We start from the raw sequence: 12,004 nt of genomic DNA, 5'->3' as shown, positions 1-12,004 counted from the left end.
TGTCATCTACCGTCTCAGTGCGGTATTTTTGACGGTATCAATCCACACCATCACCTTGGATACCGTCAGATGCCACTCACCGATACCGCATGTCGCCAAGCCAAAGCCCAAGACAAACCCCAAAAACTAGTTGACGGTACCGGTATGTACCTACTGGTCAATAAAACAGGAAAATACTGGAGATGGGACTATCGCTTTGAGGGGAAACGCAAAACTATGGCCCTCGGCGTCTACCCTGACGTATCTCTAGCGCAAGCTCGTGAAAAACACCAAGCCGCGCGCAAGATATTGATTGGCGGAGTAGACCCTATGGCGGACCGAAAAGTGAAAAAGGATGGGAGTCGTACCTTCGAGACCATTGCACGTCGGTGGCATGCCCATTGGGCACCAGCGCGCAGCCTAGGTCATGCAGCACAAACCCTCCGTCGATTGGAGATAGATGTTTTTCCTGATTTGGGCCGCAAGCTCATGGATGAACTGACTGCATCCTCTTTTCGTGACATGGCTCAAAAAATCGAAAAAAGAGGTGCTCTAGATATCGCCCGACGCGCGCTACAAACATGCGGCCAAATCATGCGTTACGCCGTTGCCAACGACCTTGCCGAGCGAAATCCTGTCGCTGATGTGCGGCCAGCCGATGTTCTGAAACCGAGGAAAAAGCGGAATTATGCCCGCGTCGATGCGAAGGAGTTACCCATACTGCTGCGAGCCATTGATGGTTACGTAGGCGGAATCCATACGCGTCTCGCGCTACAACTCATGGCCTTGACCTTTGTGCGCACGAGCGAGCTAATAGGGGCAACCTGGGCCGAATTCGACATGCAGGCAAAGCGCTGGAACATCCCTGCTGAACGCATGAAGATGGATACGCCGCACGTAGTTCCGCTGTCGCGTCAAGCGCTGGCACTTCTTGAAGAAATAAAGAAGGTCTCTTTTGGTAGTGACTACCTTTTCCCAGGAGAGCGTGATCAAAATAAGTCCATGAGCAACAATACAATCTTGTATGCCCTGTACCGCCTTGGCTATCGGGGACGAATGACTGGACACGGATTCCGAGGGGTAGCCAGTACAATCCTTCATGAGCAGGGATACCAGCACGAACACATTGAACTGCAATTGGCACACACCGAGCGAAACGAGGTAAGTGCGGCTTATAACCATGCTTTGTACCTGCCACAACGAGCACGAATGATGCAGGATTGGGCGGACTATCTCGACAGAATGCGGTTTGGGGCCGAAGTCATTCCGCTGTCCCGTCAGGCGTGAGGGGGTGTGATGCCCCCAAAAGAGCGAAAGATTGATCGGGCGGCAAATATCCGAGAGTTGCGGAGCTGGGTCGGTAGTTCACCCCTACTTGCCCCTCTTGGCTTTTCAAGGCTTGTGGCGGATGCGGCATTTCTACTATCTGCACGGACCTTACCCGAAGTTCTGATCATGTTGCAGGCACTAAATGAAGCAGCAAAACGCCGTCCGGATATAACCAACAATAAATGGGAGCTGCCCGACCCGGGGTACAACTGGCCATTGCATGGGGAGCCTCTTTGGCGTCTTGTTGAGGCGGAAGAAAAGTCCTTGAAAGAACATACCGACGCGCGGCCTTGGGAGCTGGTTGCAGCATTTTCTCTCAATGGGCTGCGTCGCTCGGTCGTGAATTCCATGGCAGGTTTGAACGGTCCACGTGAGGCAGTAAGTACTCAAGCTCAGAGACTGATTGCTCATGCCGCAACATTCATCTCACTTGCTCAAGCAGAGCGCTATCGTGACGACGTTCGTCGGGGCAAAGCTTCAGCTTTGGGCATACAAAAGGCCAATTCAAGTAGCGCCCGGAAGGAAACCAAGATTGCTCGCTATAAAGATATACGCAGGGACTATCGTTCACTCAAAGAAAAGAATCCCCGCCAATCGCAGAGCGCTATCGCGGATAAGCTGGTCGCTTTTTATGAACGCGAAAGACCTGATGTCAAGGTTTCGAAGAGCACCATTATTCGGGCTGTGAAGGAGCCAAACAACGAACCGCTGTGAGATGTAGTGATTATTTGCAGCGCCAGCGCCACCAATTCTTACTTTGAGTGCTCCGCCTAATTGCAAGCCAGATGCGCCACCCAATTGCATTTCTAATGCGCCAGTGATTCGCAACTCACGTCACCAGTAAATTGCAAATCAAACGCGCTGCCAGTTGCACGGGTTGCTCCACTTTCTATGAAGAATCTGAATCTAGCCCTTGCCGGAGCTTTTTGATGTTGGCCAGGATCTGCATTCCGATTTCTGTCGGAGGTCCGATACGTTCGTCTGGAATCTTCCGTGGCATAAGGTCTTCTCCTTTTTGCCAACGAAACCTCCCTCTTAATGCGGCGAGGACATAGTACTGGCGATTGTAGGACCGGCCGGTCTCCCGCGCTTTTATGGTCGACGCCAATCTCCATAAGAATTCGCAGATCGAGGTGTAGTGATAGTCTTTCCAGTCACGGGTATAGCCATCATGCGACGCAAGCATAAAAATTCGCTCTACGTATGCTTTATAGAGCAGCTCGTCGACTGCGACAGCCCTGAAAAGCGGCGCAAGCAGTACTAATGTCTGGGTAATCGCGTCGGCACAATCCAGTAGTCCTTCAGAGTTATTTTTTTCGACGTTTAGTAGGAATATAAGAGTCAATCCTGCGAGGCTGTCCATCGACCCGATTTTGATGAGATGCGCCAGGTAGGCATCCGTGACCTTTGACCGAACTTGATTTTTCCCGGTAAGCATCAGTTCCCGCACACGTCCGTTCAAGCTCCATACCAAGCTGGTTGATATCGACTCGACATCACCTTCCTGCCGCAAGATTTTCCATAGAGGATGGGTAATAACTGCACTAGAACCGGGAATCAAGAGTTCCGCCTGGTTGATCAGGGATGCATTTGGCATACGCATTCCTTTGCGATAGTGCGAAAACTTTCCATTCTTGTCTGGCCCGCCGTCCGCACTCAACGTCGATTTATTGGGCTCCACCGCTCTGCGAACGTCCTCTGGATGCTCAGAATCGATGATGTTTGCAATCCAGTGATACCAGAAAATTGAACGGATTCCGTCAATTTCCTTGTTCCGGCGCGAGAGATTTTTATCCGACATTTTGAGGTAGTACGGTCGCAAGGAGAGATGCCACATTTAGCCAATAAATCAGTGCCTTAGGAAATATATACTTCCGCTCGTTTTAGCGCAAAGACCAGCCAAAACGTCGGTTTTCTTATTGGCCTAAGGCATATAAGATCGCGAGGCGATACTTAGAACTGAATTCTGATAAGTGACTGAGCGTGACAGATCTGTCGATAAAACACGATTGCGAAGAACTGGAAACAGTGCTGGCCAGGGACATGACACGTCTTTATGGCCCACTGATGTCTGGCGACGATCTAAGGAACGCGCTTGGGATATTGACTAAAGAAGCGTTTCGCCAAGCACTAGTGAGAAAAACCTTGCCGGTTCCTGTATTTCCCCTTGAGAACAGGCGAGGGAAATTTGCGCTCACGATAGATGTTGCGAACTGGTTGGCAGCGCAACGCGCCAAGGCTACACAACAGCTCAACAACTTTGAAAAAGGAAAGGATCCTATGACCTGAACCAAAATCAGGCGAAGGAGAAACAAAAAAGGCCGGTGAGTTGCAGCTCACAGGCCCTTTATACAGCGTGGAAGTGACTTCCTCCGCGCTCAAGTATCTCTCTTCCCATTTTCCATGTCAATACCTGTCTTAGTCGAGGAGGATGTTGTTCGTCCGTCCATTTGATGGCCTCGTCTTTGGCTCCCTTAAAGCCTGCATTTTGTAGCGCTACCACACGACTATGGTTAGAAGGAGTGCCGACGTGCGCACTATACGTGACGTACTTAAATATTCGTTCGAGAAGAAGCTGTCTCAACGGCGTGTTGAGTCCATTACTGGAGTCAACCGGAGATCCATTGGACGCATCCTTTCTCGCTTTCAAGAATTGCAGTTGCCTTGGCCATTGCCGGTAGATATTGATGACGAGAAGCTAGATTCTCTGATTTATCCGCCCAGCAAAACGACACTGTCATCGGTGGAGGTAAATTTCGAGGAAATAGCGGAGGAAATGAGGAAGCGAGGCGCAACTCTTTCCGCTTTATACGAAGAATGGAGTAACAGAAATCCAGAGGAAAATCGTTTAAGTTATTCGGCATTTACGAGACGATACGTAAGGTGGAAAAAGGCCTCAAAATTATCCATGCTCAGCGTCGTGGAGTATGGGCAGGCTGCATATGTCGACTATTCAGGGATGACATTCACCATCTACGAGCGTGGCGGGGAGCCTTGGAAAGCTCAGGTTTTCGTGGGCGTCTTGGGTGGCTCCGGTTATGTCTATGCCGAAGTCTCGCACTCCCAATCATCCATGGATTGGATTGCAAGCCACATCCACATGCTTGAATACTTCGGTGGCGTCCCTCAATCAATCGTCCCCGATAATCTCAAGGCAGGGGTGACTAAAGCCGACCGGCACGATCCGGTGATCAATGAGACTTACAAGCAGTTCTGCCGTCACTACAACACGATCCCCATGCCGGCACGGGTCCGGAAGCCAAAGGATAAAGCTCGCGCTGAAGGGAGTGTGGGATTTGTGCAGCGAGTCATCCTATTTTTCCTACGAAATAACAAGTTCTATTCTCTGGACGAGGCCAATCGAGCAATACGCGTTCTTCTGGAGAGGTTGAATCATCGTCCATTCCAAAAACGAGAAGGTTCGCGTTTCAGCAATTGGCTCGCTCACGAGCAGCCCATCTTAATGCCACTTCCAGCCTCACAGTACGAGCTGGCGGAATGGGGGAAAGTCCGCGCCGGACCGGACTATCACGTCACCGTCGATCATCACCGATATAGCGTGCCCTACGAAAAGCGTGGTACCGAATTTGATTTCAGGCTGACTCGTACGTCGCTCGAGCTTCTGCAACTGGGAAAACTGATTGCCACTCATGTCAGGAGCTTGGTCAAAGAAGGTGTCACCACTGTGAATGACCATCGTCCGCCAGCTCATAAGGCAGTTCAAGGTTGGACCAAGGATGTGGCGATGGAATGGGCCGCAGAGGTTGGCCCCTACACTTGTGGACAATTGTCTCCACTGCTTGATCGAGGGCGTGGCCCTCACTCAGGCTATCGCACCATGCAGGCTATGAAGGCATTGGCCAAAAGGTACGGCAATACGCGCCTGGAAGATGCCTGCGAATATGCCACGGCGCGAAATATCACCGGCACCGATAAGTTGCGAACCATCTTGCACAAAAACCTTGATCAGCTTTTTAAGCAAGAGGTTGAGGACAACGCGGCACCGATTGTCGACCACGAGAACATCCGTGGCGAACTTTATTATCAAGATGCATTGAAGAACGAACAAGGAGAAGATTGATGATGAATAACCTGACTATCGAGAAACTGATGCAGTTGAAAATGCCTGGTATGGCCGCTGAATTCGAACGCCAGCTCGCCACACCAAGTGCTAGTGATGTTCCATTCGAGCACAGGATTCGCAGCTTGGTCGATCATGAATTGACGCTACGTGACAATCGGCGCCTGCAGTTATTACTCCGAAAAGCAGCACTTCCGCAAAACGCCTCTTTAGAAAATGTTGACTATCGGACGGTGCGGGGATTGGACAAATCGCTGTTCCTATCTCTTGGAACCTTAGATTGGATCCGGCACCACAATAATTTGGTCATCACGGGGCCAACCGGTACCGGAAAATCGTGGCTTGCTTGCGCATTAGCGCAGCAGGCGTGCCGCGAGGGGTTGGCATGCCACTTCATCCGAGTGCCAGACCTCATCGAGAGCTTCGTGGTGGCAAGAGGTACTGCTTCGTTCGTCAATCGAATCCGTTTACTGGGGAAATATGATCTGTTGATCCTGGACGATTGGGGCATCGACTCTTTCAACAAGCGAGCTCAAAGCGACTTGCTTGAACTCATTGAGCATCGATTTGAGTCAAGTTCAGTACTGATTACCAGTCAGATTCCAATGACGTCATGGCATGCGACTTTCGATAACAAGACTGTGGCAGACGCACTCATGGATAGGATTGTCCACAGCTCATATCAAATCCAGCTTTCTGGAGAATCGATGCGAAAATCCAAAGCCCCTGGAGGGAAACGATCCAAACGTGAAGAAAAAGATTAATTGGATCTTGGACGTTTGAAGGATCCGCTGGTACTGCGTTCGTGTGCCAGCGGATGTCCATAGATTGATTACGCTGATATGAATCGGTTATGCTGCTTTTTTAGCATGCTCGGGTGACTGGTAGAAATGATGAAACGGTTTTTGGTAGTTGACCTTGAAGCGACTTGCTCGAACGACGGAAGTATTCTCCCCGATGATATGGAAATCATCGAGATCGGGGCTTGCTGGGCCACTGAACGTGGCGTTGTTCTCCAGCGCTTTCAGCATTTTGTTAAACCATTGGCCAAGCCCGTGTTGACGCCGTTTTGCACGGCATTGACTGGTATTCGTCAACAAGATGTTGACCAGGCTCCATTGTTTCCCGTTGCTGCGAAAGCGCTCAGTGAATTTGTGTCAGAACTTCCTGATCCCGGCGCGATTTGGATGAGTTGGGGCGCATACGATATGAAGCAAATGGTTAGAGATTCTCAACGTCATGGTATCGCCTCCCCATTAACCATGCCTCATCAAAATGCCAAGAAAGCGTTTGCCAAAGTGCAGCGCATCGGTAAGGAAGTGGGTATGGCGAAAGCATGTGAGCTCGCCAACATTGTGCGCGAAGGGCAGCACCACCGTGGCCTGGATGACGCAGTCAATATCGCGCGCTTGATTCCATGGATTTTGGGAACTTCGTTTCTTGGTGGTCAACGCCCGGTCCCTTAAGTGAAAGTTCTGATTATGCCGCTCAAAGTATTTATCGACACCGAATTCACAGACTTTCTGGATCCCCAGTTGATTAGTATTGGCCTGGTGGCAGAAACTGGTGAAGAGTTTTACGCCGAGCTGCCGTACGACGCCAAAGCTTGTAGCGCATTTGTGAAAGAAGCTGTTCTGCCACTCCTCGGCTATGCACCTGATGCCGAGGTGACGAAAGACGCTCTCTACGCCAAGATGACGCAGTGGCTGCGTATGGTTAAGCTCACCGGTGACGACATCGAAATTTGCTACGACTACCAGACTGATTGGGACTTGTTCTATGACATCCTAGCTGGCCGGGTCCCGCCTTGGTGTAAGCGTCGTCTCGTGGCTGATCGGATCAATGAGCTTCTGCGCTATGAATACCATCAGAAGAATCGACTACCTGAGCACCATGCACTAAACGACGCACGGGCCAACTGTTACGCGTTTAGAGAATTGCCAAAATAGAGTTGACTATGTTGCAGGTGAAGTTCGGAAGTGCTGTTCAGTGAACTTCGGTCCTACCTTGATCAGGACGCAACGTCAGAATATGAAGTCCACTCCGGCAATCTTATGTTCTATTTTTCACTGGCCATCTAAACATGATCTTGTTCTTAGACTTTGACGGAGTACTTCACCCCATGAATCGGGCATCTGGGGTGTTCTCGCTATTGCCACATTTCGAGCAAGTCATGCGCGACTATCCCGGCGTAGATATCGTGGTATCAAGCACCTGGAGAGAGGCGTATTCAATTGAAGAGTTGCGCTCTGTATTTTCCGAAGATTTCCGGAGCCGCCTTGTCGATGTCACACCTATCGTCGCGTCCGCCGGCAAACCACATGTGCGTGAAATCGAGATACTGTCTTGGTTGCGAGAAACCGGCCGCGAATATGAAGCATGGCTGGCCTTAGATGACAGCCCATGGCTGTTCTCACCGAACTGTCAGAACCTGATTCTCGTTGACACGAATGTTGGCTTTAGCGTACGCACCGAGCAGGCACTTCGAAAGTTACTCGATCCTTATTGGCAGAGCTGACTTGGCGGTCGATTCTCAGGAGAGATACACCCTTTTAAGACTACTGCCCGGACATTCACAACATGCGTCATCCGAAGCCGCAAAAAGGCAATCCACACAAACTGACGATCGATCAGCATATTTTTCCAAAGGCGTGTATATCCCGCTTCACTGATGGACAGGGAACGGTGCAAGTGCGCCGAATTAACGGAGACCAAGATCTGTGGCTAACTCCGAGCAACTCGTATTTTTGCGCACGCCGTCTATGGGACCAGAAGGCCGAAGCGATGTTTATGAAGAGCATTGAAGACAGGTTTCAGAACATTGCAAAGAAAATTGTCGCAGGTGCCATTGTGACGCTTGACACTGAAATGAACGCCGCTGTTACCGATATGTACCTACTCTGGACGCTTCGGCACGAGCGTTTCGTAAGTCCGCTTCCAGACGTCAAATTGAGCATGGTTCAGCCAGAGCGCGAACTGTCAGTGGATACGCAGGAAATACTGGAAGCGAACGGATATATCTTCGCATTGCCGGACAATACGATCCCGAGCCGTTTTATGACTGGAGTACGTTTCGTTATCGATATGGACCGGGAACGGCAACGAATGGCAGGAAAAACATGGGGAATTGTTAAATCCACGGAGGCAGAATTTCTGGTTCCGGATAATTTTTCAGCATATTCCATTCTTCCGCTATCGCCAATGATCACGCTTATGGAAGGACATCCGGACCAGCATATCGACTTTAAGCTAGTTGCTGATATCAACGGCCAGGCAGTTCACGGATGCCACCACTATTATTTCGCTCGCAACATCAAGTGTTGCCCAATCCTAAAACACGTTGCCCTAAACGGTATGTTCGATGGATAGCAAAGTGGATTGCTCGTCAGACAAATGAAAAACCGCGTTTGGATGTATGATGGACCGAGCCGTATTCGAGACACCTTTTCGACAAAGGAAAGTGATCGGCATGCATGTTTCCCCGATAGATGTGCATCGGAAGCCGTGCAGACTTCGCCATATAAGTATTACAACAACCGCAAGTCCACTTGGGAGAAGATAATGAAATTCAAGTATCGCTGTCTAGCGTTGAGTCTATTGCTTGTTTCTGCCTTATCGTTTGCACATAGCGGCGGCACTGACAGCCAAGGCTGCCATGTCGACCATAAGACCGGTGTTCGCCACTGTCATTAATTTTGACTAGCCGGCACCTTCTGTCGGTGCTGGCTATCAACGGACCTTTAGTTAAAATACGTCCGTGAAATTCTCTCCCTCCACCAGCCGACTAGTTGCGGCATTCTTGTTCTTCTTCGTGATTGGCCTACAGTTTGTCAGCGCCAAATCCAGGTCGCATGAGCTCGATGCCCACACGGAGCATGCGGACGGCAATCACCACGCAGATACCAGCGACGCCGAAAGCGACAGCGTTTTGGTTTTGCTCAGCGACATGGGACAAGAACACTCTCATAAGCACGATCCCAGCGATTACATTCACGATATTCCTCTGCATATAGCGCTCGAACGCGCTACATCAACCTTTGCAGCCATTTGGGAGCTTCGATCTCCCGCGCAGTTGCATTCCATTCCTCAGATTCCCCCGAGCGACCGCCTAAGCCCCTAATCTAGACCTGATCTATCTGGCCGCTAGCAGCGGCCACCCTTCATCTATTCAGGAGAAACCCGTGTTTTCACTGCCCTACCAGGGGACGACTGTTCGTCTGCGCGCGCGCAACGAAAGCGCCTCCTATGGTCCGCTGCGGCGGGTCGGCGCCATCTTGATTGCCATGGGCTTCTGGCGTCGCGGCGCCATAGTCACGATTAAGCATGCGTGAGTTGCGCCGCCTCTTGCAATCAGTGCAAGGGGGGGGCAACAGAATTTGTAAATATGTTTACATTTATGTATTTATATCTACAATAACGATATGAATACGACAAATCTCCTTGCTTGGCGCCTCCTGGTGCTGACGCTTCCAGCCTCCAGCGCCACACCGCGTATGCGCATCTGGCGCGCTTTGAAGGCGCTCGGCTGCGGCGCTTTGCGCGACGGCGCCTACTTGTTGCCGCTGTCGGTCGCAGCACCTTTAGACGAACTCGCCGCTGACACGATTGCTGAGGGCGGCGCTGCCTGGTTGCTAGATGTGACCGCTCGCTCACCTGAGGAAAACGATCTGTTTCGTGGACTTTTTGAGCGAAATGGTGAGTACACAGAATTCACAGCCGTCTTGCGGGAAGCACGTAAGACCCTGAGTACAACGTCCCCTCAAGAATTGACACGTTTGCTGCGTAAGCTCGGAAGAGACTACGAGGCGTTGCGCAGCATCGACTATTTTCCCAACGAAGCAAGTGTTGATGCGGAAGCCAACTGGGCCGATTTCAAAGCAGCAGCGACTCTCGCGATGTCACCGAACGAGCCCCAATCGGAAGCAAGAGCAATCACGTTGTTAGATCCCGCGCTTTATCAGGGCAAACGCTGGGCGACACGCCGCCACTTGTGGGTTGATCGCGTGGCGAGCGCCTGGCTCATCCAGCGTTTCATCGACAAGAAGCCGGAGTTCTTGTGGCTTACGTCGCCTGCGGATTGCCCCGACGATGCGCTCGGTTTCGATTTTGATGGCGCGACATTTACCCATATTGGTGAACTGGTGACATTTGAGGTGTTGCTCGCCAGCTTTGCTTTAACAGAAAACACCGGCCTCAAACGACTGGCAGCCATCATCCACGCACTCGATCTTGGCGGCGATCCGGTACCGGAAGCCGTTGGCTTTGAAGCGATCATGACTGGCATGCGCCAGCGCATCGCGAACGACGATGAATTATTGGTCGAAATGGGATCGGTGCTGGATGCGCTGTATTCCCACTTCAGCGAGCAGAAGAAAAACTAAACCAACGCATTGAAGAGGACATCCCATGGAAACGGAAGCAAAAACAGTCAATCAGGCCTCGGCCGAGGCACCAGGCTACACAATGTGGCAACTTGTCCTCTACATGCTGCGACTCGGTACCTTGGGCTTCGGCGGCCCGGTCGCGTTGGTGGGCTATATGTACCGCGATCTGGTCGAAAGACGCAATTGGATCTCTGAAGAAGACTACAAGGAAGGACTGGCGTTAGCGCAGCTGGCACCGGGACCGCTGGCCGCACAGCTCGGAATTTATATGGGTTATGTCCATTACCGGTTACTGGGTGCGACGCTTGCCGGCATTGCGTTCGTCATTCCATCTTTCTTTATGGTGGTGGCCCTTGGCTGGACGTATGTGCGCTACGGCGGCCTATCGTGGATGCAGGCGGTATTTTATGGCGTCGGTGCAGCTGTCATCGGCATCATCGCCATGAGCGCCAAGAAGCTGACGCAAAAAAGTATTGGCAAGGACAAGTTGCTCTGGGTAATTTATTTGCTGCTGGCGACGGTGACCGTCGTAACCGAGTCGGAAATCGCCTGGTTGTTCATCGCCGCGGGCGTGCTGGTTTGGTTTCTGCGCGCGCCGCCGAAGTGGCTGGCAAAGAACAATCTGAATGCGGTCGCGCTGACCCAATTGCCGGTGGCAGGTAGCCTGTTCGGCTCCATGGACGTGTCGTTGCTGACTCAGATCGGGATTTTCTTTACCAAGGCTGGCGCTTTCGTCTTTGGCTCCGGTCTGGCCATCGTGCCTTTTCTCTACGGCGGCGTGGTGACTGAGCTTCACTGGCTCACCGACAAGCAATTTGTCGACGCTGTCGCCGTCGCCATGATCACCCCTGGCCCTGTGGTCATTACCGTTGGCTTCATCGGGTATCTGGTGGCCGGACTGCCTGGCGCCACGGTCGCTGCACTGGGGACCTTTCTGCCGTGCTATCTGTTCACCGTCTTGCCGGCGCCTTATTTTAAGAAATACGGCAAGTTGCCGGGCGTCGTTGCCTTTGTGGATGGCATCACGGCCGCGGCGATCGGTGCCATTACTGGCTCGGTCATCGTCATTGCCCGGCGGTCGATCATCGATCTTCCGACGATATTGATTGCCCTCGTGACGATTGCGTTGTTATGGAAATTCAAAAAACTGCAAGAGCCTGTCGTCGTTGCAGCAGCGGCCATCCTTGGCTTAGTCGTCTATCCGCTGATGCATCACTGAGACTTTTCATAC

The 12,004-nt window shown here is 51.5% G+C and carries 15 protein-coding genes; 14 read left to right on the top strand and 1 reads right to left on the bottom strand.

Features of this window, described 5'->3' with window-relative positions:
- Positions 1-69 precede the first annotated feature (69 nt).
- Complete coding sequence (locus tag FB598_RS14565; RefSeq protein WP_141915431.1) at positions 70-1,266, top strand: integrase arm-type DNA-binding domain-containing protein; 1,197 nt, start codon at positions 70-72, stop codon at positions 1,264-1,266.
- Between the two features lie 9 nt (positions 1,267-1,275).
- Positions 1,276-2,022 (top strand): hypothetical protein, encoded by a 747-nt coding sequence (locus FB598_RS14560; protein ID WP_141915433.1) that lies wholly within the window; start codon positions 1,276-1,278, stop codon positions 2,020-2,022.
- 175 nt (positions 2,023-2,197) lie between these two features.
- Here the strand turns inward: FB598_RS14560 and FB598_RS14555 are convergent, their stop codons facing one another.
- Positions 2,198-3,145: a hypothetical protein gene (locus FB598_RS14555; protein ID WP_141915436.1), complete on the bottom strand. Its 948-nt coding sequence runs from the start codon at positions 3,143-3,145 to the stop codon at positions 2,198-2,200.
- Positions 3,146-3,291: 146 nt separating this feature from the next.
- Here FB598_RS14555 and FB598_RS14550 point away from each other — a divergent pair, with 146 nt between their 5' ends.
- From FB598_RS14550 to FB598_RS14500, 12 genes are all read left to right on the top strand, one after another.
- On the top strand, positions 3,292-3,597 hold the full coding sequence (locus FB598_RS14550; protein WP_221292441.1) for a hypothetical protein: 306 nt from the start codon (positions 3,292-3,294) through the stop codon (positions 3,595-3,597).
- A gap of 241 nt (positions 3,598-3,838) precedes the next feature.
- The gene (istA, locus tag FB598_RS14545; RefSeq protein ID WP_183405860.1) at positions 3,839-5,389 is read left to right on the top strand and encodes an IS21 family transposase; all 1,551 of its coding nucleotides are present in this window, start codon (positions 3,839-3,841) and stop codon (positions 5,387-5,389) included.
- On the top strand, positions 5,389-6,153 hold the full coding sequence (gene istB / locus FB598_RS14540) for an IS21-like element helper ATPase IstB (RefSeq protein ID WP_141915440.1): 765 nt from the start codon (positions 5,389-5,391) through the stop codon (positions 6,151-6,153). Before istA ends, istB begins: the two co-directional genes overlap by 1 nt.
- Before the next feature lie 129 nt (positions 6,154-6,282).
- Positions 6,283-6,855 carry a 3'-5' exonuclease gene (locus tag FB598_RS14535; protein ID WP_141915443.1) on the top strand — a complete coding sequence of 191 codons (573 nt, stop codon included), beginning with the start codon at positions 6,283-6,285 and terminating at the stop codon, positions 6,853-6,855.
- Between the two features lie 15 nt (positions 6,856-6,870).
- Positions 6,871-7,338, top strand: a complete 468-nt coding sequence (locus FB598_RS14530) for a 3'-5' exoribonuclease (protein WP_141916042.1) — start codon at positions 6,871-6,873, stop codon at positions 7,336-7,338.
- A 134-nt stretch (positions 7,339-7,472) separates the two neighbouring features.
- The gene (locus FB598_RS14525) at positions 7,473-7,907 is read left to right on the top strand and encodes an HAD domain-containing protein (RefSeq protein WP_255464031.1); all 435 of its coding nucleotides are present in this window, start codon (positions 7,473-7,475) and stop codon (positions 7,905-7,907) included.
- Positions 7,908-7,969: 62 nt separating this feature from the next.
- Positions 7,970-8,758, top strand: coding sequence for a hypothetical protein (locus tag FB598_RS14520; protein ID WP_141915447.1), 789 nt, complete (start codon positions 7,970-7,972; stop codon positions 8,756-8,758).
- A 24-nt stretch (positions 8,759-8,782) separates the two neighbouring features.
- Positions 8,783-9,082 (top strand): YHYH domain-containing protein, encoded by a 300-nt coding sequence (locus tag FB598_RS20995; protein ID WP_370511660.1) that lies wholly within the window; start codon positions 8,783-8,785, stop codon positions 9,080-9,082.
- A 64-nt stretch (positions 9,083-9,146) separates the two neighbouring features.
- The gene (locus FB598_RS14510; RefSeq protein WP_141915451.1) at positions 9,147-9,509 is read left to right on the top strand and encodes a hypothetical protein; all 363 of its coding nucleotides are present in this window, start codon (positions 9,147-9,149) and stop codon (positions 9,507-9,509) included.
- A 61-nt stretch (positions 9,510-9,570) separates the two neighbouring features.
- Entirely contained in the window at positions 9,571-9,720 is a 150-nt protein-coding gene (locus FB598_RS20770; protein WP_183405858.1) for a hypothetical protein, read from the top strand.
- A gap of 90 nt (positions 9,721-9,810) precedes the next feature.
- A complete protein-coding gene (locus tag FB598_RS14505) occupies positions 9,811-10,770 on the top strand; it encodes a chromate resistance protein ChrB domain-containing protein (protein WP_141915453.1) in 960 nt (319 codons plus the stop codon).
- Between the two features lie 25 nt (positions 10,771-10,795).
- Positions 10,796-11,992 (top strand): chromate transporter, encoded by a 1,197-nt coding sequence (locus FB598_RS14500; protein ID WP_141915456.1) that lies wholly within the window; start codon positions 10,796-10,798, stop codon positions 11,990-11,992.
- Positions 11,993-12,004: the final 12 nt, after the last annotated feature.

The sequence above is a fragment of the Herbaspirillum sp. SJZ106 genome, assembly GCF_006715495.1.
Taxonomy (GTDB): Bacteria; Pseudomonadota; Gammaproteobacteria; order Burkholderiales; family Burkholderiaceae_D; genus Herbaspirillum.
The sequence above is the reverse complement of the archived record's forward strand: the minus strand, read 5'-3'. Positions and strand labels throughout refer to the sequence as shown.

Excerpts from the sequence above, each read along its gene's own strand:
- FB598_RS14565 (WP_141915431.1), top strand. The coding sequence starts at position 70 with ATGCCACTCACCGATACCGCATGTCGCCAAGCCAAAGCCCAAGACAAA.
- FB598_RS14560 (WP_141915433.1), top strand. The coding sequence starts at position 1,276 with ATGCCCCCAAAAGAGCGAAAGATTGATCGGGCGGCAAATATCCGAGAG.
- FB598_RS14555 (WP_141915436.1), bottom strand. The coding sequence starts at position 3,145 with ATGTGGCATCTCTCCTTGCGACCGTACTACCTCAAAATGTCGGATAAA.
- istB (WP_141915440.1), top strand. The coding sequence starts at position 5,389 with ATGATGAATAACCTGACTATCGAGAAACTGATGCAGTTGAAAATGCCT.
- FB598_RS14535 (WP_141915443.1), top strand. The coding sequence starts at position 6,283 with ATGAAACGGTTTTTGGTAGTTGACCTTGAAGCGACTTGCTCGAACGAC.
- FB598_RS14530 (WP_141916042.1), top strand. The coding sequence starts at position 6,871 with ATGCCGCTCAAAGTATTTATCGACACCGAATTCACAGACTTTCTGGAT.
- FB598_RS14525 (WP_255464031.1), top strand. The coding sequence starts at position 7,473 with ATGATCTTGTTCTTAGACTTTGACGGAGTACTTCACCCCATGAATCGG.
- FB598_RS14520 (WP_141915447.1), top strand. The coding sequence starts at position 7,970 with ATGCGTCATCCGAAGCCGCAAAAAGGCAATCCACACAAACTGACGATC.
- FB598_RS20995 (WP_370511660.1), top strand. The coding sequence starts at position 8,783 with ATGAAAAACCGCGTTTGGATGTATGATGGACCGAGCCGTATTCGAGAC.
- FB598_RS14505 (WP_141915453.1), top strand. The coding sequence starts at position 9,811 with ATGAATACGACAAATCTCCTTGCTTGGCGCCTCCTGGTGCTGACGCTT.
- FB598_RS14500 (WP_141915456.1), top strand. The coding sequence starts at position 10,796 with ATGGAAACGGAAGCAAAAACAGTCAATCAGGCCTCGGCCGAGGCACCA.